Genomic DNA, 20,985 nt, shown 5'->3' with positions numbered 1-20,985 from the left:
TTTTCTTTTTGGTCATTCCCCATGAAATCTTCCATGCGCAGCCGGCTGGAGCACCTGTGCCACCGCCTCATTGAGGTCGACGCATTGCTCGCCGAACCGGAAACCGCGTCCGACATGGACCGTTTCCGCAAGCTCTCGCGTGAACGCGCGGAACTGGAGCCCGTGGTCGAGGCGTTCACCGCCTTTGCCCGCACCGAGGATGATCTGGCCGCGGCGCAAGAAATGCTGTCCGACCCGGACCTGAAATCCATGGCCGAGGACGAGATCAAGTCCGGCCGCGTCAAGCTCGAGGAGCTGGAAGGCGCATTGCAGTTGCTGCTGCTGCCGCGCGATCCCAACGATGGACGCAGCGTGTTCCTGGAAATCCGCGCCGGCACGGGCGGCGACGAAAGCGCGCTGTTCTCGGGCGACCTGCTGCGCATGTACACGCGCTACGCGGAGCAGCGCGGCTGGCGCGTGGAGCTGATGTCTGAAAGCGCCTCTGAGCTCGGCGGCTACAAGGAAGTGATCGCGCGCATCGACGGCGACGGCGCCTATGGCCGCCTCAAGTTCGAGTCCGGCGCGCACCGCGTGCAGCGCGTGCCAGCCACCGAGGCGCAGGGCCGCATCCATACCTCGGCCTGCACGGTGGCCATCATGGCCGAAGCGGACGAGATGTCCGAAATCGTCATCAATCCCAGCGATTTGCGCATCGACACTTTCCGCGCCAGCGGCGCGGGCGGCCAGCACATCAACAAGACCGATTCGGCCGTGCGCATCACCCACCTGCCGACCGGGCTGGTGGTGGAATGCCAGGACGACCGCTCGCAGCACCGCAACAAGGACAAGGCCATGCAGGTGCTGGCCGCTCGCCTGAAGGACAAGGAAACCCGCGAACGGCAGAGCAAGGAGGCCGCCGAACGCAAGAGCCTGATCGGTTCGGGCGACCGCTCCGAGCGCATCCGCACCTACAACTTCCCGCAAGGCCGCGTGACCGACCACCGCATCAACCTGACGCTGTACAAGCTGCAGCAGATCATGGAAGGCGACCTGGAAGAGCTGACCGGCGCCTTGATCTCCGAACACCAGGCCGAGCAGCTGGCGGCCCTGGGCGACGACATCTGAGACCGGCCATGACGCCGCCCCAGCTGAAAAGCCTGCTGCTCGACACCCGCCTGCCCCGCCTGGAGGTGCGCATGCTGCTGGAGCACGTGCTGGCCAAGCCGCGCGCCTGGCTGCTGGCGCACGATACCGATCCCTTGCTGCCCGAAACGGCCGCGGCCTACGAGGCCCTGGCCCAGCGGCGCCTGGCCGGGGAACCCATGGCCTATCTGCTGGGCCACCGCGAATTCATGGGCCACCGCTTCCGCGTGACCCCGGACGTGCTGATTCCGCGCCCGGACACCGAGGTGCTGGTGGAGACCGCGCTGGAATGCCTGGCCGGCCTGGCCGCGCCCGCGGTGCTGGATCTGGGCACCGGCAGCGGCGCGATCGCCATTTCGATTGCGCTGGCGCGCCGCGACGCCCGGGTGATGGCGTCCGACGTCAGCGCGGCCGCGCTGGCGGTCGCCGCCGGCAACGCCTGGGACCTGGCCGCCTCCGTGCGCCTGGTCGAAGGCAGTTGGTACGAGGCCGTGCCGGCCGGGGAGGGCTTCGACCTGATCGTGTCCAATCCGCCCTACGTGGCCTGCGACGACCCGCACCTGGACCAGGGCGACGTGCGTTTCGAGCCGCGCGGCGCGCTGACCGACGGCGCGGGCGGGCTGGAAGACCTGGCCCGCATCGTCCAGGGCGCCGGCCGCCACCTGAAACGGGGCGGCTCCCTGTGGCTGGAGCACGGTTGGGACCAGGCGCAGGCCGTGCGGGACCTGCTGGCCGCGGCTGGATTCCAGGACGTGCACAGCCGCCAGGACCTGGCCGGCATCGAGCGTATTTCCGGGGGGCGCCAGTCCGCCTGACCGCATTCCCGGCGGGACGCCCGGGGTATCCGGGCGGATTTTCCTGCTGTACCTATAATTGGCGTATTCCGTTATGCCTGTCCAAGAGACCACCATGAGCGACGTTCAAGAATTCATCCGCGAAACCGTGACCCAGCACCCCGTCGTGCTGTTCATGAAGGGCACCGCCCAGTTCCCGCAATGCGGCTTTTCCGGCAAGGCCATTCAGATCCTGAAGGGCTGTGGCGTGAAGAAGCTGGTCACCGTCAATGTGCTGGAGGACGACGAAGTCCGCCAGGGCATCAAGGAATTCTCCAACTGGCCCACGATTCCGCAGCTGTACGTGGCCGGTGAATTCATCGGCGGCTCGGACATCATGAACGAGATGAACGAGTCCGGCGAACTGAAGACGCTGCTGGACCAGTCCGGCGCAACGGCCTGATCAGCCCATGCGGCGATTGGTCATCGGCATCACGGGCGCCACGGGCTCCCTGTACGCCGTGCGCATGCTGCAGGCATTGCGCGGCGTGGACGATGTCGAAACGCATCTGGTGGTGTCGGCCTCGGGCGTGCTGAACATCAAGCACGAGCTGGACGTCAGCCGCCACGATGTCTATGCCCTGGCCGACCACGTGCACAGCGTGCGCGACGTGGGCGCCACGCTGGCCAGCGGCGCGTTCCAGACGGCCGGCATGGTGATCGTGCCGTGCTCCATGCGCACGCTGGCGGCGGTGGCCCATGGCCTGTCGGATAACCTGATTACCCGCGCTGCCGACGTCACCCTCAAGGAACGCCGGCGCCTGGTGATGATGGTGCGCGAGACGCCGTTCAATCTGGCGCATCTGCGCAACATGACGGCCGTCACCGAAATGGGCGGCATCGTGTTTCCGCCGCTGCCCGCGTTCTATCACCGGCCCGCCTCCATCGAAGAGATGGTGGACCACACCGTGGCGCGGGTGCTGGAACTGTTCGATATCATCGTGCCCGGACCGCATTGGGAAGGCATGAAGTAGCGGTTGCTGCATGAAAAGAGCTCCAGTCTGGAGCTCTTTTCATTTGCGCGCTGGCGCTTGGTCGCGGACGACTACACCGTTGCGATCGGCGTGACCGGCGATCCAATGGCATGCGGCAGGCGCAGGGGCGGAGCGGTCAGCATGAAGTGGTGGCGGCCGTTGGCGTGCAGCCAGTCCGCCAGGTCCTTCAGGTACCAGAGTTCCGCCAGCGGCAATCCCAGCTTGAACAGGCAATGGTGATGCAGCGGCAGCATGGCGCGCGGGCCAGTCTGCTCGCGCGCGGGGTAGGCTTCCACGGCGTAGTTGTCGGCGCAGATGGCGGCGATGCCGCTGTCCGTGATCCATTGCAGCAGCGCCTGGTCGGTGCCGTCCAGCGCGGCGCCGTAGGTGTGCAGCGTTTCGGCGTCGGGCTTGCCGTTCATGGCGACCACCGCTTCGGCGTAGCCGGTGCGCAGCACCAGCATGTCGCCGGCTTCGACGCTGATGCCGTCCGTCGCCAGCACATGCATCAGTTCGGCGTGGCCGATCAGCGTGCGGCCGGGGCCGTAGTGGCGCAACAGGTCCACCAGCACGCCGCGGCCCTGCATGCCCTTCTGCGCCAGGTTTTCCACGCCCAGCTTCAGCGCCGCCGACGGGCCGCCGCTGTTGCAGCCGCAGCCGGTATGGTCGCCATCAGCCGGACCGATGACGTCCACGCCAGCCTGGTAGCCGTTGTAGTAGCGCAGTTCGGGCTTGCCGTCGCCGTCGGCGTCGAACAGGGCGCCCACGTGGGCCAGCGCGTCCCATTGCGTCGAATACTGCATCGACAGCAGCACCTGGTCATCGCTCAGCACGTCCACCGCGTCCGGGTTGACGTTGCGCAGCGGGAAGTTCAAGTACGGCGTGTCCGCCAGGCGCGTGGGGCTCAACTGCGGCGGATGGCGCCGCGGGTTGAGCACGTTGCCGCCGGGCAGGTCCAGCGGCAGCGACAGGCAGAAGGTCTTGCCGGCGCGGATCTCGCGTGCGCCCTTCAAGACCTGTTCTTCGGTGATGAGGTTCAGGCGGCCGAGTTGGTCGTCGGGTCCGAAGTCGCCCCAGTTGGAGCCTTCCGGCCGGTTTTTCCAGCGCTGCATGCCGCTTACCCCTTCAGGAAGTCGACGACCGTGCGGGTGAAGACTTCCGGTTGTTCCCAGTTCGAGATATGGGAGGTGTTCATTTCGAAGTAACGCGCGCCGGGAATGGCTGCGGCCAGTTCGCGGCCCTGGGCCGGGGTGGCGGCCAGGTCGTGCGTGCTGCTGATGACCAGCGTGGGCGCCTTGATCGAGGCCACCTGTTCGCGGAAATCGGCGTCGCGCAGCGCGGCGCAGTTGCCCGAGTAGCCGGCGTCCGGCGTGCGGCGCAGCATGTCGATCAGCACCTGGGTCAGGCCCGGCTCGGCCGCGCGGTAGCTGTCGGTGAGCCAGCGTTCGACCAGCGTGGGCGCCATCTTTTCCAGGGTCTGCTCGGCGACCGCGGCGATGCGGGCGCTCCAGCCTTCGGCCGAGCCGATGCGCGCGGCGGTGTTGCACAGGATCAGCTTGTCCAGCAGTTCGGGACGCGCGAGCGCCAGCCACAGGCCGGTGGGGCCGCCCATCGACAGGCCGCAGAAGTGCGCGCGCTTGATGTTCAGGTGCGCCAGCAGCTCGGCGACGTCGTTGCCCAGTTGTTCGAAGCTGTATTCGCCTTCGGGGATCGACGACTTGCCGTGGCCGCGGGTGTCGTAGCGCAGCACGCGGAAGTGCTTGCTGAGTTCGGGAATCTGGCGGGCCCACATGTCGGAGCAGGTGCCCAGCGAGTTGGAGAGCACGAGCACCGGCGCGTCGGCGGGGCCATCGATGACGTAGTACAGCCGTGCCTGGCTGAGATCGGCGTAAGACATGCGGGTTTATTCCTTGCGATTACAGATGGCAGACGCCGTCGACGTAGGCCTTGCGCCAGCGCGTGATGGTCACGCGCTCGAACAGGTCGGCCTGGGAGAACGGGTCGGCGTCGATGAACTGCTGCGCGGCTTCGCGCGTTTCCAGGGCCACGATATATAGGCCGCCGCCGGCGTCCTTGCCGTCGTCCTGCAGCTTGGCGCCGCAGGCCAGCAGCAGCTGCTTGTTGGCGTCCAGGTATTCCAGGTGCGCGGCGCGATGCTGCTGGCGCACTGCCTGGTGGCCGGGCTTGTCGAAGGTTTCGATGATGTAGGGCATCAGCCGCTCCTGGTCAGATTGCCGAGGGGTGGCGCGCCAGCGCCGTGACGTTGATGTCCATGTACGGGAACAGCGGCAGCGAGGACAGTAGCGTGTGCAGTTCGTCGTTGCTTTCGACGTCGAAGATGCTGACGTTGGCGTAGCGGCCGGCCACGCGCCACAGGTTCTTCCATTTGCCGTCGCGTTGCAGCTGCTGCGCCAGGGCCTTTTCGTCGGCCTTCAGTTTGTCGGCGCGCTCGGCGGGCATGTCGACGGGAAGATTGACTTGCATTTGAACCATGAACAACATGATGACTCTCTCCAGGAATGCCGCTCCGGCGGAGCCGGAGCGCGGGATCATGAAAACTCAGCGGGAAAACTTCAGTGGCAGGCCGGTCAGGCGCAGCAGCTCGTCGGCGGTGGTGTCGCCGAACATGTCGATGACGGTCACGCCGTCGGCGCGGATGTCGAATACCGCCACGTCGGTGTACACGCGAGACACGCAGCGCACGCCGGTCAGCGGATAGGTGCAGGCCTCGACCAGCTTGCTCTGGCCTTCGCGGGTTTGCAGTTCCATCATCACGAAGACGTCCTTGGCGCCGATCGCCAGGTCCATCGCGCCGCCCACGGCGGGAATCGCGTCGGGCGCACCCGTATGCCAGTTGGCCAGGTCGCCGTGCTGCGACACCTGGAAGGCGCCCAGCACGCAGATGTCCAGGTGGCCGCCGCGCATCATCGCGAACGAGTCGGCGTGATGGAAGAACGAGCAGCCCGGAAGTTCGGTCACGGGCTGCTTGCCGGCGTTGATCAGGTCGTAGTCTTCCTCGCCCTTGGCGGGGGCGGGGCCCATGCCCAGCATGCCGTTTTCGGTGTGCAGGATGACTTCGCGGTCCGCCGGCAGATGGTTGGCGACGAGCGTGGGCAGGCCGATGCCCAGGTTCACGTAGGCGCCTTCAGGAATGTCCTGCGCCACGCGGGCGGCGATCTGGTCGCGGGTCAGTTTGGTGCTCATTGCTGCTCCTTGGCGGCCGGGGTGGCTGCGATCTGCACGACGCGTTTCACGAAGATGCCGGGGGTCACGACGGTTTCGGGGTCCAGCTCGCCCAGTTCAACCACTTCGCGCACCTGCGCCACGGCCACGCGCGCCGCGCTGGCCATGATGGGGCCGAAGTTGCGGGCGGTCTTGCGGTAGACCAGGTTGCCCCAGCGGTCGCCGCGTTCGGCCTTGATGAGCGCGTAGTCGGCGTGCAGCGGATACTCCAGCACATACTGGCGGCCGTTGATCTCGCGGATTTCCTTGCCGTCGGCCAGCGGGGTGCCGTAGCCGGTGGGCGTGAAGAATGCGCCGATGCCGGCGCCGGCGGCGCGGATGCGCTCGGCCAGGTTGCCCTGCGGCACCAGTTCCAGCTCGATCTTGCCGCTGCGGTACAGGCCGTCGAAGATCTGCGAATCCACCTGGCGCGGGAACGAGCAGATGATCTTGCGCACGCGGTTCGCGCCCAGCAGGGCGGCCAGGCCGGTGGTGCCGTTGCCGGCGTTGTTGTTGATGATGACCAGGTCCTTCGCGCCCTGCTCCAGCAGGGCGTCGATCAGTTCCATGGGCTGGCCGGCGGTGCCGAAGCCGCCGATCATGACGGTGGCGCCGTCGGGTACGTCCGCCAGGGCGGCCGCCGCGCTTGCAACAAGCTTAGAAATCATGATGTTTGCTCATAGGTGGCGTGTCATAATTTGTTCTTAATTAGAACTTTCGTTCTTCTGAAGAACATCGTTTCATGGGGACGAGCCGAGCGTCAAGGCGAGCCGGCGCGGCGTCATCCCCATTTACTCTTTTTGCGGTAGACGGATGGCCGAGCAAGATACCCAGCAACCCAGCGACAGCTACGTGCAGTCCTTCGCGCGCGGCTTGTCCGTGATCCGGGCCTTCGGCCCCGACCGTTCGCAGATGACCTTGTCCGAGGTTGCGGCGGTGACCGGGCTGACCCGTGCCGGCGCGCGCCGCATCCTGCTGACGCTGGAGCACCTGGGCTATGTCACCGTCGACGACCGCAAGTTTTCGCTGACCCCGCGCATCCTGGAGCTGGGCTACGCCTACCTGTCCGGCACGCCGCTGTGGAACCTGGCGTTGCCGTACATGGAAGAAGTGGCCGAGCAGACGCGGGAGTCGTGTTCCGTGTCGGTACTGGAAGGCGCGGACATCGTCTACATCCTGCGCCTGTCCACGCACAAGGTCATGACCATCAACCTGGCCGTGGGCAGCCGCCTGCCGGCCTGGGTGACGTCGATGGGCCGCGTGCTGCTGGCGGGCCTGACGGAGCCGGAGCTGGACCGGGTGCTGGCGCTGAGCCAGATCCAGTCCTACACCCCGCACACCATCACCGACATCGCGGAGTTGAAGCGGGTGCTGGCTGGCGTGCGCGCCGACGGCTACGCCTGCGTCGCGCAGGAGCTGGAGCCGGGGCTGCAGTCGGTTGCCGTGCCCATCATGGACCGCAGCGGCCGCGTGATCGCCGCGATGAACGTCAGCGGCCATGCCAACCGCTTTACGCGTGAGGAAATGCTGGCGGCGTTCCTGCCGCCCTTGCGCCGCGCGGCTGACCAGATCAACCACGCCCTGCTGCGCCGCTAGGCGGCGCAGGGGATGGAGGAGGGCGGCGGACAGGCGCATGGCGGGCCTCAGATGGGCGCGACGCCCAGCGTCGTGCCGCCGCAGACGTACAGCATCTGGCCGGTGACGAAGCCGTTGTCCGGCGACAGGAAGAACATCGCGGCGCGCGCCACGTCTTCGGGCGTGCCCAGGCGCTTGACCACGATGCTGTTGATGATGCGTTCGGTCTGCGGCGCGCCTGCCGGGTTGCTCTTGGTGAACAGGTCGGTGGCGATGGGGCCGGGACCGATGGCGTTGACGGTGATGCCGTCGCCGCCCAGCTCCATGGCCAGCGTGCGGGTCAGGCCCACCAGGCCGGCCTTGGTGGCCGAATAGACCACGCGGTCAGGCTTGCCCAGCGCGGCCCGCGACGACATGTTCACGATGCGGCCGAAGCCGGCTTCGCGCATGGCGGGCAGCGCCGCCTGCACCAGGATCAGCGCGGTGCGCAGATGCAGGTTGACCACGTAGTCCAGATCCGCCAGCGTGGCCGTGTCGGCCGTGCCGGGGCGGGTCGCGCCAGCGTTGTTGACCAGGCCCACGATGTTGTAGGCCTCGGTCACCTCGCGGGCGACTTCCTTGGTGCGCGCTTCGTCGGTCAGGTCGGCCTGATACGACACCAGTCCCGCGGGCGGATTCTCGGGCAGCTTGTAGTCGATGTTGACGACCTTGTGTCCCGCATCCAGCAGCATGCGGATGATCGCCGCCCCGATACCGGCGCTGCCGCCGGTCACGAGATACGCAGTAGGTTTGCTCATATCGGTTCCGTTCCTAAAGTAAGCGCTTCGATCAGTGGGTGAGATAACCCCAGAGCAGGACCGCAGTGATGTGGATCACGCCGACCCACAGCATCATGATGACGGTATAGCCCATCACGTCGCGCAGCTTGAGCTTGGACAGCGCCAGCGCGGGCAGGATCCAGAAGGGCTGCACCAGGTCGTTCCAGGCATTGCCCAGCATGACGGCCATGGTGGTCTGGTTGAGCGCGCTGCCGATTTCCTTGGCGGCGTCGATCATGAACGGACCCTGGATGACCCAGTGGCCACCGGCCGACGGCGCGAAGAAGTTGATGACGAACGAGCTGATCAGGCCCCAGAACGGCAGCGACTCGGGCGTGGCCACGTCGACGAACACTTGCGAGATCGTGGTGACCAGGCCAGAGGCGGCCATGATGGCCATGATGCCGGCATAGAAGGGGTATTGCAGGATGATGCCGGAGATCGTCTTGATGCCTTCGGTCAGCTTGGCCACGTAGGCGGCCGGCGTGCCCAGCAGGATGATGCCCAGGAACAGGATGATGAAGTTGATCAGGTTCAGGTCCAGCGAGCCGCCGTCCATGAAGTGGAAGGTCACGTAGGCGATGCCCAGCGCGCCGATCAGCAGGCTCAGGATGCGGCTGTTGTTCAGCTTGGAGGCGATGGTGCCTTTTTCCAGCATGTCTTCGGCGGCGTTGGACGTATTGGCGTCGCGGTCGATGGCCGGGTCCACTTCAACGATCTTCTCGCCCTTCTTGGGGTGCAGCCAGGCATTGAGCAGCGGTAGCGTCACGATGATCACCAGGCTGGTGATCAGCATCGGCACCGAGAAAATGGTCTCCGACAGCGGGATGGTGCCCATCTGCTTGGCGGTGGGGTGGTTGGGGGTGGCGACCAGCACGGGGATGCTGGCCGACAGGCCCAGGCCGTACATGGTGAAGCCGCTGTAGGCCGCGGCGATGATCAGGGGGTAGTGCACGCCCTTGACCTTCAAGGCCAGCTTCTTGGCGACGATGCCGCCGATGACCAGGCCGAAGCCCCAGTTCAGGTAGCTGCCGATGCCGCCGACCAGCGTTGCCACGATGATGGCGGTGTGCGGCTTGTGCACGTGGCTGACGATGCGGTTGAGCATGCGGTCGGTGAGCGGCGCGGTAGCCAGCACGTAGCCCATCGCCAGGATCACGGCCATCTGGGTCGTGAAGGCCAGCAGGCTCCAGAAGCCGTTGCCCCAGGCGCGCGTGATGTCGCCGATGCCCTTGCCCTCGACGCCCATGGCCAGCAGCACGGTAAGCAGGGTCAGCGCGATCGCGAAGACGAAGGGGTCGGGCAGATACTTGCGCATCAGCTCCGTAAAGAATGAAGCCAGTTTATTCATGATGCTTCCTACAAACTCCGGTCAGGCTGGTTTTCTTGCGTCTTGCGCCGCCCGGCGCCGGGTGTCGGCGGGGGCGGGTGGGACGATTGCTTTCTTTGTGTGGTTGGGCTTGTGGCCCACTGGCGCTGGTGGCGGGATGCCCCGCGCCTTATGGTGTGAATGCTTTGCTTGCTCGGCCGTCAGGAGCCGCTGGCCTTGCCGTTGAGCCACTCAGCCAGTTCGCCCAGCGCGGCGCTTTTCTCGCGCAGCACGCGCTCGCGGCGTTCGGGGCTCCAGGTATAGAAGCCCTGGCCGCTCTTGGCGCCGATCTGGCCGCTTTCGACCTTGCTCTTCAGGAGTTCGGAGGGTTCGGTACGGTTTTCGAGGTCTTTGTAGAGATAGCTGGCGATCGCGTAGTGCACGTCGATGCCGTTCATGTCGCGTTGTTCCAGCGGTCCCGACAGGGCCAGGCGGATGCCCAGGCTCCACTTGACCACTTCGTCGATGTCCTCGGCGCTGGCCACGCCTTTCTCCAGCAGCGAGATGGCTTCGCGGGCCAGGGCGTGCTGGATGCGGTTGGCGATGAAGCCGGGGATGTCCTGGCGCACCAGCACCGGACGCTTGCCCGCGTAGCGCAGCGTGGCCATCACCCGGGCGACGGTGTCTTCAGACGTACCGTCGTTGCGCACCACTTCCACCAGCGGAATCACGTCCGCGGGCGTGAAGAAATGGGTGCCGACGAAACGGTCGCGGCGCACCACCGCGCTGGCGATGGCGTTGATGGACAGGCCGGAAGTGTTGGTGGCGAAGAGGGTGTGCGCGGGGCACAGGGAATCGAGCTTGGCGAAGATGCCGCGCTTGAGTTCCAGGTTTTCTGGCACGGCCTCGATCACCAGGTCGCTGTTGCAGGCTGCTTCCAGCCCGGGCGCGACTTGAATGCGCTGCATCGCTTCCTGGACGTTGCCCGGGGCGTACACATTCAGCTGGCGGTCTATGGTCTGCAGCGCGCGGTCCAGCGCGCCTTCCATCGGGTCGATCAGGACGACGTTCAAGCCCTTCGAGGCGAACAGCGCGGCGATGCCGCTGCCCATGGCGCCTGCGCCGACGATGGCGAGATTCTTGAGGGGAGTATCCATGATGGTTCGCTCGATGCTGACACGCCGGGCTTGCGGGCGGGCACGGGCGGAACCAGGGTGCTTTCTGTCTCTTCCGGGGTGCCTTCCTGTGCGCCTGGCCAGAAAAATCGTTTTGTTCTATATACGAACATTTGTGCGTATATAGAATTTCTGAAAGAGATAGTACTAAAAGTCGCGGGGGGCGGACAAATGGGGAATTTTTGGTGTCCGTCTGGTGGACGGCGGCGGACGGAAGCCACCGGCGGGAGTGAACGCGGTGGCTACGGCAGCAGGGGGCGGCAAGAGGGATGCCGCAAAGGAAGGGCGCGAAAGGGATGGGTGTCGCGGCGCGCGGCCCCATCCCCGGGAATGATCGGGCTCAGCCCGAGTTGCGCAGCCCCGCCGCAATCCCGTTGATGGTCAGGTGGATGGCGCGCTGCACACGCTTGTCCACTTCGGCCTCGGGATGCTTCTGCGCCGCGCGGTGGCGGCGGATCAGGTCGATCTGCAGGTAATTGAGCGGATCGATGTAGGCGAAGCGCTCGCGCAGCGAAGCCTGCAGCGTGGGATTGTCGGCCAGCAGTTCGCGCTGGGTCAGCAGCTTGAGCATGGCCAGCGTGCGGCCGTGCTCGGCGCTGATGGCGCCGAAGATGCGCTCGCGCACGCCGCGCTGCGGCACCAGCTGCGCGTAGCGCGCGGCGATCGCCAGGTCGGACTTGGCCAGCACCATTTCCATGTTGGACAGCAGCGTGCGGAAGGCGGGCCAGTCGCGCGCCATTTCGCGCAACTGGGCCAGGCGGCCGCGGCGCGAGCGGGGCGCGTCGGGGGCGCCGGTTTCCAGATAGGCCTCGATGGCCGAGCCCATGCCGTACCAGCCGGTCAGCATCAGGCGGCATTGCGCCCAGGAGAAGCCCCAGGGAATGGCGCGCAGGTCTTCGATGCGCTGGCCCTTCTTGCGCGAGGCGGGACGCGAGCCGATATTCAGGCCGGCGATTTCGCTGATGGGCGTGGCGGCGAAGAAGTAGTCGGCGAAGCGCGGGGTGTCGTAGACCAGGCCGCGGTAGGTGCGCTGCGCGGTTTCGGACATGAAGGACATGGCGGGGCCGTGCTGGGCCATGTGCGCGTCTTCGGCGCTGGTGGCTTCGGCGCGCGGCGCCAGGCTGGATTCCAGCGTGGCGGCGACCAGCAGTTCCAGGTGCCAGCGGCCGACCTCGGCGTCCTTGTACTTGCTCTGGATGACTTCGCCCTGTTCGGTCAGGCGGATCTGGCCGGCCACGGTGCCCGGGGGCTGCGCCAGGATGGCGTCGAAGCTGGAGCCGCCGCCGCGTCCGACCGAGCCGCCGCGGCCGTGGAACAGGCGCAGGCGCACGTTGCGGGCCGAGAACACGTCGACCAGCGCGCGTTCGGCCTGGTAGAGCGACCAGTTGGACGTGAGGAAGCCGCCGTCCTTGTTGCTGTCTGAATAGCCCAGCATGACCTCCTGCGCGCCGTTCTGCGCCAGCTTCACGCGCTGGCGGACTTCGGGCAGGTCCAGCCAGGCGGCCATGATCTCGGCGCCGCGCTGCAAGTCGGGAATGGTCTCGAACAGCGGCACCACCATCAGGCCGTCTTCGGGCAGGATCTCCTGGCCGGCGGGGGCGATGAGACCGGCTTCCTTCTGCAGCACCATCACTTCCAGCAGGTCGCTCAGGGTTTCGGTGTGCGACACGATGGTCTGGCGCACGGCTTGCTTGCCGTAGCGCGCGCGGCCGGCGGCGGCGGCGCGCAGCACGGCCAGTTCGCGCGTGGTGTCTTCGCTATAGGCGATCCAGGGCGAAGCCAGCGGACGCGCCTGCGCCAGTTCGGCGCGCAGCAGTTCGACGCGTTCTTCTTCGGTAAGCGCCAGGTAGTCCAGCGGCTTGCCGTCGCGCTGCGTGCCCGCGAGGGCGAACAGCTCGGCCAGCGCGCGCTCGTGCACGTCGGAACTCTGGCGCAGGTCCACCGTAGCCAGATGGAAGCCGAACACTTCCACGGCCTGCTGCAGGCCGGCCAGACGCAGCTTGGCGATGGGCGAGCCATGGTGGGCGGCCAGCGACGCGGCGATCACGGCCAGGTCGGCGGACAGCTCTTCCGGACCTTCGTAGGCGCTTGCTGCGACGGTGCTGCGGCGGGCCAGGTCCTGGCCCGTCAGGCGCTGCGCGGTGGCGGCCAGGCGGGCGTACACGCCGACCAGCGCGCGGCGGTAGGGCTCATCGCGGCGGTGCGGCGAATCGTCGCCGCTGGCGTCGGCCAGCGCCAGCAGTTCGGCATCCACGCCGATCAGCAAGGTGGTGACGGACAGCTCCGCGCCCAGCGCGTGGACCTCTTGCAGATAGTGTTCGAACAGTACGGTGGCCTGGCGCAGCAGCGCGCGTTCCAGGGTGCTGGCGTCGACGTTGGGGTTGCCGTCGCGGTCGCCGCCGATCCAGCTGCCCATGCGCAGGAAGGGCTCCAGCGGCGCGGGCGGAGCGGCGAAGGGCTTGGCGGATTCGCGGCTCAGCAGCTTGGACAGGTCGCCGTACACGCGGGGAATGACTTGCAGGAAGGTGCTGCGGTAGTACGACAGCGCGTTCTCGATTTCGTCGGCCACCGTGAGGCGCGTGTAGCGCAGCATGCGGGTCTGCCACAGCGTGGCCACACGGCCGAGCAGGGAGGCGTCCAGGTCGGCCAGCTCTTCCGGCGTCAGCGTGCCTTCGCGCTGCGTCAGCGCGCTGGCGATCTCGCGGTGCACGTCCAGCGTGCTCTTGCGCTGCACTTCGGTGGGGTGCGCGGTCAGCACCGGCATCACGCAGGCCTCGGCCAACAGGCGGCGGATGCGGGCCACGCCCACGCCCTGGCGGCCCAGGGTCTGCACGGCGTCGCGCAGGCTGCCGCGCTCGGGCGCGCCGCTGGCGATGGCGCGGGCGCGCTGGCGGCGGTTCTGGTCGCGGTCTTCGGCGATATTGGAAAGGTGCAGGAAGTAGCTGAAGGCGCGCGCCACCGAGTTGGGGTCGCTGCCTTGCAGGCGCTTGACGCGTTGCTCCAGCAATTTGCCGTCGGCGTCGTTGCCTTCGCGGCGGAACTTCACGGCCGTGCGGCGCAGGGTTTCGATGGTGTCGAAGACGCGTTTGCCCTCACATTCCTCGATGACGGTGCCCAGTAATCGGCCTAATAGCCGGATATCGTGACGCAAGGGTTCTGCTGAATCGGACTGCGGGCGCATGGCATTCATCTGGCGGGGATCCGTCGAGGCTGCTGAGAGAGGGGGAAGGGGTGGGAAAGAAGAGGCGTTGCAGGTAAACCGGGAAAAAGAACCAGGAAGATTTTACGCAGACTTTTTACGCCAGCCGCCGGCGTCGGTTTAAAGTCCGCCAGCAGCATGTTTACACTAAAGGCAGGCCGTCACCTGTGCGTACAAGCCTTCAGTCCCTTCGTCTTTCCAGAAGCCCCCATTTATGCAAAATCATCAACGTCGCGCGCTCGTGCTGTTTTCGGGCGGCCAGGATTCCACTACCTGCCTGGCCTGGGCGCTGGACCGCTATGCCCATGTGGAAACCGTGGCGTTCGATTACGGGCAGCGCCATCACATCGAACTGACCGCGCGGCTGAACGTGCTGCGCGAGATCCGCAGCAACTTCCCTGACTGGGCGCCGCGCCTGGGCGAGGACCACCTGCTGGACCTGAAGGTGCTGGGCCAGGTGGGCGACACCGCCATGACCAGCGACCGCGCCATCGAGATGCAGGCCAACGGCCTGCCCAACACGTTCGTGCCTGGGCGCAACCTGCTGTTCCTGACGCTGGCCGCCGCGCTGGGCTACCGGCGCCAGCTGGACGTGCTGGTGGGCGGCATGTGCGAAACCGATTTCTCTGGCTATCCCGACTGCCGCGACGACACCATCAAGGCGCAGCAGGTGGCGCTGGGCCTGGGACTGGGCTCGCGGATCACGATCGAGACGCCGCTGATGTGGATCGACAAGTCCGAGACCTGGGCGCTGGCGCATCAGCTGGGCGGCGACGCGCTGGTGGAAACCATCGTCGAGGAAAGCCACACCTGCTACCTGGGCGAGCGCGGCGCGCGCCATGACTGGGGCTACGGTTGCGGCGAGTGTCCCGCCTGCAAGCTGCGCAAGATCGGTTGGGAAAAATGGGTGGTGGCTTCCGCCGCCGAAGGCTGAAACGCCGGCCGCCGCCATCGCGCGGCGGGCGCTTCAGGCTAATGCCGCGCGCGTCCTGGCGATGAACTTCCACCTTAGCGCGAACGCCGCCGCACCGATAGCCGCGGCCAGGCCCAGCGACAGCGCCATCGCGCCGCGCGCGCCGTAGCTGTCCACGATGTAGGCATAGGCGACCGGCGAGGCGGCGGTAAGCAGAAAGCTGGGGATCAGCAATGAACCTACCAGCGTGCCATAGCTGCGGAAGTCGAAGAGCGCCAGCGGCAGGGTGCCGCGGGTAATGGTCAAGAGGCCGTTGCAGGCGCCATAAAGCAGCGCGTAGGCGGCGGTGGCATAGAGGTTGCCGCCGGACAGCAGCGCCAGCAGGAAACACAGGGGCAGCATCGCGCCGACCGCCAGGGTCAAGGTCAGCGGATGCAGGCGCGAGCCCAACGCCACATCGGCCAGACGGGCCGCGAACTGGCCGACGCCCCACAGGGCCGCGACGCTGACCGCGGCGGCCGCGGCCAAGCCCAGGCCCGACAGCAATGAAATCAGATGGGCCGCGTTGCCCGCCGCCAGGAAGTTGGTCAGCATGGCGACCAGCGCGTACAGCGCGCCCGCCAGGCGGCGCTCGGCGGCGTTGCGGGTGAGGCCGGCGGGCGCCTTGTCCTTGCTGCCGGGCGCCGCGGCATAGCGTTCACGCGGCAGCGCCAGGTAAAGCGGCACCGTGGCCAGCGCCAGACCGGCATAGGCCAACGCCGCGCCGCGCCAGCCCAGCCAGCCCGACAGCGCATGACCTACCGGCCACATCACCGTGGACGCCAGTCCGCCGAACAACGTGATCTGCGACATGGGCCGCCGCGCCGACGGTCCGGCCGCGCGCGCCAGCGAGGCGAAAGCCGCGTCGTACAGGCTCAGCCGCATGCCGACGCCCAGCACGGCCCAGGACAGGAAGTACCAAGGGATGGCGTGCGCGATCGACAGGCCCGCGCAGCCCAGCGCGCCCAGTACCGCGCCCAGCGGCATGACGCGATGTCCGCCCCAGCGGTCCACGGCCATGCCGGCCAGCGGCGACACCAGGGCCATCACCACGATGGCCGCCGAAAAGCCGCCGTAGACGGTGGCGGCGTTCCAGCCCAGGTCGGCGGCCATGGCGGGTCCCAGAGCGCCGATCAGGTAGTACGTCACGCCCCAGCCGACCAGTTGCGTCAGCCCCAGGCAGACGATGGCGCGCGGCGCAATCACGGCCGTTGCGGCGGCGTGTTGTCGCCTTCGCCCAGCCCGCGCTGCATCAGCACCGTGTCGCGCCATTCGCCGTGCTTATGCCCCACCGAACGCAGGGTGCCGGCGGGATGGAAGCCCTGGCTGGCGTGCAGCGCCAGCGACGCGGCGTTGCGGCTGTCGCCCACCACGGCCAGCATCTGGCGCCAGCCGGCGGCGGTGCAGCGTTCGATCAGCGCGGCCAGCAACTTGCCGCCGATGCCCAGTCCGGAGCGGCCCGCCTTCACGTACACCGAATCTTCGACCGTGTGGCGGTAGGCCGGGCGCGGGCGGTAAGGCGTGACGTAGGCATAACCCACGACCTCGCCGTTGATCTCGGCCACCAGATAGGGCATTTCCTTTTCCAGTACGGCGCCGCGGCGCTGGCGCATTTCCTGGATGGACGGCGGCTCCAGCTCGAACGAGGCCGTGCCGTGCAGCACGTGGTGGGCGTAGATGGTCTTGATGGCGGGAAGGTCGGCTTCCGCGCTGTCGCGGATGAGGACGGTGGGAGCGGGGGACGACATGGGCGGGCCGTGAGCAGGAAAGAAAAATAGAAGCCGCCAGTGTCGCGCAAGCTTATTTATTAATAAAGCTTTGGTCCATTATGATTTGTATAAGTAAAACTTTGGATTGAGCGATGCGCGGTCTCAACCTGGACCACCTGCGCACCTTTGCGCAGGTGATCGAACTGGGCAGTTTTTCCGCCGCCGCGGAGCGGGGCGGCGTGACGCAGCCCGCCGTCAGCCTGCAAATCCGCCAGTTGGAGCGGCGCTTCGGCATGAAGCTGGTGGAACGCATCGGCCGCCGCGCCGGGCCGACAGCGGCAGGGCTGGAGCTGCTGTCGCACGTGCGCGTCATCGACGCGGCGCTGGCGCAGGCCGAACTTGCCATGACCGCGCATGCGTCGCAGGTGTCCGGCCGGGTCCGGCTGGGCACGGGCGCTACCGCCTGCACCTATCTGCTGCCGCCTATCCTGGCGGATCTGCGGCGGCGCTTTCCGGCATTGGACATCGTGGCCAGCACCGGCAATACGGCGGACATGCTGCGCGGGCTGGAGAACAACACGCTCGATATCGGCCTGGTCACCTTGCCCGCGCCGGGACGCATGTTCCAGGTCACGCCGGTGCTGGATGACGAGTTCGTGGCGATCTTTCCCGCCGGCGATGCTGCCGCCATTCCCGCGGCCGCCACGCCGCAGGCGCTGGCGCAGCTGCCGCTGGTGCTGTTCGAACCGGGCGCGCGCACCCGCCGCCTGGTGGACGACTGGTTCGAGGACGCCGGGCTGGCCGCCAAGCCCGTGATGGAGCTGGGCAGCACCGAAGCCATGAAGGAGATCGTCGCCGCCGGCCTGGGCTGCGCGATCCTGCCCAGGCTGGCGGTGTCGGGCGCGGGCCGGCGCCAGGCGCTGGAGGTGCGCTCGCTGGCGCCGCGCCTGGCGCGCAGCCTGGCCATCGTGCTGCGGCGGGACAAACCGCTCAGCCGGGGGTTGCGGCATCTGCAGGAGTCGCTGCTGGCGTTGCGTGGATGAATCCGAGGACGTGGGTACACTGGCGCAGACCATTCCACGCCACTTGAATCGTAATCATCGCAAAATGGACAAGCCTGCTGCCCGCAAGCCCTACAAGCCCGCAGAGCTGGACCTGTTTCCCTATGAGTCCTCGCGGCGTCCGGTGGCCGGGCTGGCAGTGGATTACGAAGACGGCCATCGCGTCCGCCGGCACCGCCACCGCCGCGCCCAATTGCTCTATGCGATCTCCGGCGTGATGGTGGTGGATACCGACGCCGGGATCTGGGTGGTGCCGCCCACGCGCGGCGTCTGGGTGCCGGCCTGGGTATCGCACGGCTTGCGCATGAGCGGCGAGCCGCGCATGCGCACCGTGTTCGTCGAGCCCGGCGCGGCCGCGCACTTGCCGTCCAGCTGCTGTGTGTTGTCGATTTCCCCCCTGTTGCGGGAGCTGATGGTCGCGGCCGCCGAGGTGCCGCTGGACTGGGCGCCCGACACGCGCGACGGCCGGCTGATGATGCTGCTGCTGGATGAATTGCGCCAGGAGCCGGTGCTGCCGCTGCATCTGCCGCAGCCCGCCGAGCCCCGCCTGGCGCGCATCTGCCGGGCCATCGTGCGCCACCCGGAACGCCAGGACGGCGCGGCCGATTGGGCGCGCGCGCTGGGGGTGGACCCGAAGACCGTGCACCGCCTGTTCCTGCGGCATACGGGCATGACTTTCGGCCGCTGGCGCCAGCAGGCGCGGCTCCTGGCGGCGATGGAGCGGCTGGCGCGCGGCGAGCGCGTGCTGGAGGTGGCGCTGGACCTGGGCTACGAAAGCCCCAGCGCCTTCGCGGCCATGTTCCGCAAGGCCGTGGGCGAGCCGCCCAGCGCCTTTGCGGCCCGTGGCATGGCGTCCGCCTGATGGCCGCGGCCGCGGCCCGGGGGCGGCCAGCGGGCGGGCGCGGCCCGAACCAGCGTATTATTTAACGTTTTGCCGCCTACGCTAACAGCTACAGCCAGAGACAAACCATGCCGCACTACCGCTCCCGCACCTCGACCCACGGCCGCAACATGGCCGGCGCCCGCGCCTTGTGGCGCGCCACCGGCATGAAGGACGGCGACTTCGGCAAGCCGATCATCGCGGTAGTGAACTCGTTCACGCAGTTCGTGCCGGGCCACGTGCACCTGCGCGACCTGGGCGCACTGGTCGCCAAGGAAATCGAGGCCGCAGGCGGCGTCGCCAAGGAATTCAACACCATCGCCGTGGACGACGGCATCGCGATGGGCCACGGCGGCATGCTGTATTCGCTGCCCTCGCGCGAACTGATCGCCGACTCGGTCGAATACATGGTCAACGCGCATTGCGCCGACGCCATGGTCTGCATCTCGAATTGCGACAAGATCACCCCGGGGATGCTGATGGCCGCGATGCGCCTGAACATCCCGGTCGTGTTCGTGTCGGGCGGTCCGATGGAAGCGGGCAAGGTCAAGTCGCCCACCGATGGCAAGGTCATCGCCAAGATCGACCTGATCGACGCCATGATCAAGGCCGCCGACCCCAAGGTGTCGGATGCCGAAGTGGCCGAAGTCGAACGCAGCGCCTGCCCGACCTGCGGCTCCTGTTCCGGCATGTTCACCGCCAACTCGATGAACTGTCTGACCGAGGCCATCGGCCTGGCGTTGCCGGGCAACGGCACCATCGTCGCCACGCACGCCTGGCGCAAGGGGCTGTTCGAACAGGCCGGCCGCCTGGTGGTGGACCTGTGCCGCCGCTACTACCAGGAAGAAGACGAGTCGGTCCTGCCGCGCAGCATCGCCACCAAGAGCGCGTTCCAGAACGCGATGGCGTTGGACGTGGCCATGGGCGGCTCGACCAACACCGTGCTGCACTTGCTGGCCGCGGCGCAGGAAGCGGGCGTGGACTTCACCATGGCCGACATCGACCGCATTTCGCGCAAGGTGCCCTGCCTGTGCAAGGCGGCGCCCGCCACCGACAAGTACCACATCGAAGACGTGCACCGCGCTGGCGGCATCCTGGGCATCCTGGGTGAACTGGCGCGCGCGGACCTGCTGGACCTGTCCTGCGGCAACGTGCACAGCGGCACGCTGGGCAACGCAATCAAGCAATGGGACGTGGCCGGCGGCGCTGGCGAAGAGGCGCAGAAGTTCTACCGTGCGGCTCCGGGCGGCATTCCGACCACGGTGGCGTTCAGCCAGGACGCAACCTTCCTGACGCTGGATACCGACCGCAAGACGGGCTGCATCCGCAGCAAGGAAAGCGCCTATTCCAAGGATGGCGGCCTGGCCGTGCTGTACGGCAATCTGGCTGAGAAAGGCTGCATCGTCAAGACGGCGGGCGTGGACGAGTCGCAATGGGTCTTCACCGGCCGCGCGCGCGTCTTCGAAAGCCAGGACGATGCGGTGGAAGGCATCCTGGGCGACCAGATCGTTCCGGGCGACGTGGTGGTGATCCGCTATGAAGGCCCGAAGGGCGGTCCGGGCATGCAGGAAATGCTGTATCCGACGTCGTACCTGAAGTCCAAGGGCCTGGGCAAGACTTGCGCGCTGTTCACGGATGGCCGTTTCTCGGGCGGTTCGTCGGGTCTGGTGATCGGCCATGCTTCGCCGGAAGCGGCGGAAGGCGGCACGATCGGCCTGGTGGAAGAGGGTGACGTGATCGAGATCGATATCCCGAACCGCAAGATGCATCTGGCGGTGTCCGACGAGGAACTGGCGCGCCGCCGGGCGGCCATGGATGCTCGTGCTGACGGCTGGGAGCCGGTCGGCCGCGAACGTGTCGTGTCGCAGGCGCTGCAGGCGTATGCGGCGTTGGCGACTTCGGCGGATCGCGGGGCTGTGCGGGATTTGTCGCAGCTGAAGCAGAAGGGCAAGCGTTGATTTTGCTTGCTGGTTGGTAAGAGGGCGGCGCTTTTTAGCGCCGCTTTTTTTTGGTCGTTTGGTGAGTGCTGGTTGGTGTTGACGCCGTGTGGGTGCCGGTGTGGGTGCCGTCGGGGGCGGGGCTTTTGGTGCCCGTCATTATTGGCCGCGCGGGCGGCCAATAATGACATACGTGATTTCTTTCATTTCTATTGTGTT

General features: G+C 67.1%; 21 protein-coding genes. 9 read left to right on the top strand and 12 right to left on the bottom strand.

All coding sequences use genetic code 11. The features are described 5' to 3' along the window. Positions 1-21 precede the first annotated feature (21 nt). The 4 genes from prfA (at position 22) to NGK62_RS08925 (ending at position 2,929) form a co-directional block, all read left to right on the top strand. Entirely contained in the window at positions 22-1,104 is a 1,083-nt protein-coding gene (prfA, locus tag NGK62_RS08940) for a peptide chain release factor 1 (protein WP_054457628.1), read from the top strand. Between the two features lie 8 nt (positions 1,105-1,112). Further along, positions 1,113-1,937 carry a peptide chain release factor N(5)-glutamine methyltransferase gene (gene prmC / locus NGK62_RS08935; RefSeq protein WP_251878062.1) on the top strand — a complete coding sequence of 275 codons (825 nt, stop codon included), beginning with the start codon at positions 1,113-1,115 and terminating at the stop codon, positions 1,935-1,937. A 94-nt stretch (positions 1,938-2,031) separates the two neighbouring features. Next, complete coding sequence (grxD, locus tag NGK62_RS08930) at positions 2,032-2,358, top strand: Grx4 family monothiol glutaredoxin (RefSeq protein ID WP_042797530.1); 327 nt, start codon at positions 2,032-2,034, stop codon at positions 2,356-2,358. A 7-nt stretch (positions 2,359-2,365) separates the two neighbouring features. Continuing rightward, positions 2,366-2,929 carry a UbiX family flavin prenyltransferase gene (locus NGK62_RS08925; protein ID WP_054457626.1) on the top strand — a complete coding sequence of 188 codons (564 nt, stop codon included), beginning with the start codon at positions 2,366-2,368 and terminating at the stop codon, positions 2,927-2,929. Positions 2,930-3,000: 71 nt separating this feature from the next. Here NGK62_RS08925 and NGK62_RS08920 read toward each other — a convergent pair whose 3' ends face one another. The 6 genes from NGK62_RS08920 to NGK62_RS08895 are packed head-to-tail and all read right to left on the bottom strand — an operon-like array spanning position 3,001 to position 6,819. Then, positions 3,001-4,041 carry a cyclase family protein gene (locus NGK62_RS08920; protein WP_251878060.1) on the bottom strand — a complete coding sequence of 347 codons (1,041 nt, stop codon included), beginning with the start codon at positions 4,039-4,041 and terminating at the stop codon, positions 3,001-3,003. 5 nt (positions 4,042-4,046) lie between these two features. After that, positions 4,047-4,826 (bottom strand): 3-oxoadipate enol-lactonase, encoded by a 780-nt coding sequence (gene pcaD / locus NGK62_RS08915; RefSeq protein ID WP_118931681.1) that lies wholly within the window; start codon positions 4,824-4,826, stop codon positions 4,047-4,049. Positions 4,827-4,845: 19 nt separating this feature from the next. Beyond that, entirely contained in the window at positions 4,846-5,142 is a 297-nt protein-coding gene (locus tag NGK62_RS08910) for a YciI family protein (RefSeq protein WP_251878058.1), read from the bottom strand. Positions 5,143-5,155: 13 nt separating this feature from the next. Then, complete coding sequence (gene catC / locus NGK62_RS08905; protein WP_042796227.1) at positions 5,156-5,431, bottom strand: muconolactone Delta-isomerase; 276 nt, start codon at positions 5,429-5,431, stop codon at positions 5,156-5,158. A gap of 57 nt (positions 5,432-5,488) precedes the next feature. After that, positions 5,489-6,133 (bottom strand): 3-oxoacid CoA-transferase subunit B, encoded by a 645-nt coding sequence (locus NGK62_RS08900; RefSeq protein ID WP_013396545.1) that lies wholly within the window; start codon positions 6,131-6,133, stop codon positions 5,489-5,491. After that, the gene (locus tag NGK62_RS08895) at positions 6,130-6,819 is read right to left on the bottom strand and encodes a 3-oxoacid CoA-transferase subunit A (RefSeq protein WP_013396544.1); all 690 of its coding nucleotides are present in this window, start codon (positions 6,817-6,819) and stop codon (positions 6,130-6,132) included. The genes NGK62_RS08900 and NGK62_RS08895 overlap by 4 nt, the downstream gene beginning before the upstream one ends. Before the next feature lie 145 nt (positions 6,820-6,964). On the opposite strand from NGK62_RS08895, the gene NGK62_RS08890 reads away from it, so the two are divergent. Next, a complete protein-coding gene (locus NGK62_RS08890; RefSeq protein ID WP_059378008.1) occupies positions 6,965-7,747 on the top strand; it encodes an IclR family transcriptional regulator in 783 nt (260 codons plus the stop codon). Between the two features lie 47 nt (positions 7,748-7,794). On the opposite strand, the gene NGK62_RS08885 is transcribed toward NGK62_RS08890, so the two are convergent. From NGK62_RS08885 to ppc, 4 genes are all read right to left on the bottom strand, one after another. Then, a complete protein-coding gene (locus NGK62_RS08885; RefSeq protein WP_042796231.1) occupies positions 7,795-8,523 on the bottom strand; it encodes an SDR family NAD(P)-dependent oxidoreductase in 729 nt (242 codons plus the stop codon). Between the two features lie 31 nt (positions 8,524-8,554). Beyond that, positions 8,555-9,895 carry a short-chain fatty acid transporter gene (locus NGK62_RS08880; RefSeq protein ID WP_118931682.1) on the bottom strand — a complete coding sequence of 447 codons (1,341 nt, stop codon included), beginning with the start codon at positions 9,893-9,895 and terminating at the stop codon, positions 8,555-8,557. A 179-nt stretch (positions 9,896-10,074) separates the two neighbouring features. Further along, the gene (locus tag NGK62_RS08875) at positions 10,075-11,010 is read right to left on the bottom strand and encodes a 3-hydroxyacyl-CoA dehydrogenase family protein (protein WP_059378003.1); all 936 of its coding nucleotides are present in this window, start codon (positions 11,008-11,010) and stop codon (positions 10,075-10,077) included. Positions 11,011-11,368: 358 nt separating this feature from the next. Then, positions 11,369-14,218: a phosphoenolpyruvate carboxylase gene (gene ppc / locus NGK62_RS08870; protein WP_251878056.1), complete on the bottom strand. Its 2,850-nt coding sequence runs from the start codon at positions 14,216-14,218 to the stop codon at positions 11,369-11,371. Positions 14,219-14,441: 223 nt separating this feature from the next. Here ppc and queC point away from each other — a divergent pair, with 223 nt between their 5' ends. Then, positions 14,442-15,161 (top strand): 7-cyano-7-deazaguanine synthase QueC, encoded by a 720-nt coding sequence (gene queC, locus NGK62_RS08865; RefSeq protein ID WP_118931684.1) that lies wholly within the window; start codon positions 14,442-14,444, stop codon positions 15,159-15,161. A 33-nt stretch (positions 15,162-15,194) separates the two neighbouring features. Here queC and NGK62_RS08860 read toward each other — a convergent pair whose 3' ends face one another. Further along, positions 15,195-16,385, bottom strand: a complete 1,191-nt coding sequence (locus NGK62_RS08860) for an MFS transporter (protein WP_118931685.1) — start codon at positions 16,383-16,385, stop codon at positions 15,195-15,197. Beyond that, positions 16,382-16,927 (bottom strand): GNAT family N-acetyltransferase, encoded by a 546-nt coding sequence (locus NGK62_RS08855; protein ID WP_251878054.1) that lies wholly within the window; start codon positions 16,925-16,927, stop codon positions 16,382-16,384. Before NGK62_RS08855 ends, NGK62_RS08860 begins: the two co-directional genes overlap by 4 nt. A 113-nt stretch (positions 16,928-17,040) precedes the next feature. Between NGK62_RS08855 and NGK62_RS08850 the strand changes: the two genes are divergently transcribed. The 3 genes from NGK62_RS08850 to ilvD all read left to right on the top strand — a co-directional run bounded on the left by NGK62_RS08850 (position 17,041) and on the right by ilvD (position 20,787). Next, complete coding sequence (locus tag NGK62_RS08850; RefSeq protein WP_251878052.1) at positions 17,041-17,931, top strand: LysR family transcriptional regulator; 891 nt, start codon at positions 17,041-17,043, stop codon at positions 17,929-17,931. A 64-nt stretch (positions 17,932-17,995) separates the two neighbouring features. Further along, the gene (locus NGK62_RS08845) at positions 17,996-18,811 is read left to right on the top strand and encodes an AraC family transcriptional regulator (RefSeq protein WP_059377979.1); all 816 of its coding nucleotides are present in this window, start codon (positions 17,996-17,998) and stop codon (positions 18,809-18,811) included. 107 nt (positions 18,812-18,918) lie between these two features. Beyond that, complete coding sequence (ilvD, locus tag NGK62_RS08840; protein WP_059377972.1) at positions 18,919-20,787, top strand: dihydroxy-acid dehydratase; 1,869 nt, start codon at positions 18,919-18,921, stop codon at positions 20,785-20,787. Positions 20,788-20,985: the final 198 nt, after the last annotated feature.

It is taken from the genome of Achromobacter sp. Marseille-Q4954, from assembly GCF_943737025.1.
Classification (GTDB): domain Bacteria; phylum Pseudomonadota; class Gammaproteobacteria; order Burkholderiales; family Burkholderiaceae_B; genus Achromobacter; species Achromobacter bronchisepticus_A.
Note: the sequence above shows the minus strand (reverse complement) of the source record. Positions and strands in the feature narration are given on the sequence as shown.

What these genes read in the sequence shown, in the direction of transcription:
- NGK62_RS08850 (WP_251878052.1), top strand. Translation starts at nt 17,041, where the DNA reads ATGCGCGGTCTCAACCTGGACCACCTGCGCACCTTTGCGCAGGTGATC.
- NGK62_RS08920 (WP_251878060.1), bottom strand. Translation starts at nt 4,041, where the DNA reads ATGCAGCGCTGGAAAAACCGGCCGGAAGGCTCCAACTGGGGCGACTTC.
- prfA (WP_054457628.1), top strand. Translation starts at nt 22, where the DNA reads ATGAAATCTTCCATGCGCAGCCGGCTGGAGCACCTGTGCCACCGCCTC.
- pcaD (WP_118931681.1), bottom strand. Translation starts at nt 4,826, where the DNA reads ATGTCTTACGCCGATCTCAGCCAGGCACGGCTGTACTACGTCATCGAT.
- NGK62_RS08895 (WP_013396544.1), bottom strand. Translation starts at nt 6,819, where the DNA reads ATGATTTCTAAGCTTGTTGCAAGCGCGGCGGCCGCCCTGGCGGACGTA.
- grxD (WP_042797530.1), top strand. Translation starts at nt 2,032, where the DNA reads ATGAGCGACGTTCAAGAATTCATCCGCGAAACCGTGACCCAGCACCCC.
- NGK62_RS08925 (WP_054457626.1), top strand. Translation starts at nt 2,366, where the DNA reads ATGCGGCGATTGGTCATCGGCATCACGGGCGCCACGGGCTCCCTGTAC.
- NGK62_RS08880 (WP_118931682.1), bottom strand. Translation starts at nt 9,895, where the DNA reads ATGAATAAACTGGCTTCATTCTTTACGGAGCTGATGCGCAAGTATCTG.
- NGK62_RS08885 (WP_042796231.1), bottom strand. Translation starts at nt 8,523, where the DNA reads ATGAGCAAACCTACTGCGTATCTCGTGACCGGCGGCAGCGCCGGTATC.
- NGK62_RS08845 (WP_059377979.1), top strand. Translation starts at nt 17,996, where the DNA reads ATGGACAAGCCTGCTGCCCGCAAGCCCTACAAGCCCGCAGAGCTGGAC.
- queC (WP_118931684.1), top strand. Translation starts at nt 14,442, where the DNA reads ATGCAAAATCATCAACGTCGCGCGCTCGTGCTGTTTTCGGGCGGCCAG.
- prmC (WP_251878062.1), top strand. Translation starts at nt 1,113, where the DNA reads ATGACGCCGCCCCAGCTGAAAAGCCTGCTGCTCGACACCCGCCTGCCC.
- NGK62_RS08890 (WP_059378008.1), top strand. Translation starts at nt 6,965, where the DNA reads ATGGCCGAGCAAGATACCCAGCAACCCAGCGACAGCTACGTGCAGTCC.
- NGK62_RS08855 (WP_251878054.1), bottom strand. Translation starts at nt 16,927, where the DNA reads ATGTCGTCCCCCGCTCCCACCGTCCTCATCCGCGACAGCGCGGAAGCC.
- ilvD (WP_059377972.1), top strand. Translation starts at nt 18,919, where the DNA reads ATGCCGCACTACCGCTCCCGCACCTCGACCCACGGCCGCAACATGGCC.
- catC (WP_042796227.1), bottom strand. Translation starts at nt 5,431, where the DNA reads ATGTTGTTCATGGTTCAAATGCAAGTCAATCTTCCCGTCGACATGCCC.
- NGK62_RS08900 (WP_013396545.1), bottom strand. Translation starts at nt 6,133, where the DNA reads ATGAGCACCAAACTGACCCGCGACCAGATCGCCGCCCGCGTGGCGCAG.
- ppc (WP_251878056.1), bottom strand. Translation starts at nt 14,218, where the DNA reads ATGAATGCCATGCGCCCGCAGTCCGATTCAGCAGAACCCTTGCGTCAC.
- NGK62_RS08875 (WP_059378003.1), bottom strand. Translation starts at nt 11,010, where the DNA reads ATGGATACTCCCCTCAAGAATCTCGCCATCGTCGGCGCAGGCGCCATG.
- NGK62_RS08910 (WP_251878058.1), bottom strand. Translation starts at nt 5,142, where the DNA reads ATGCCCTACATCATCGAAACCTTCGACAAGCCCGGCCACCAGGCAGTG.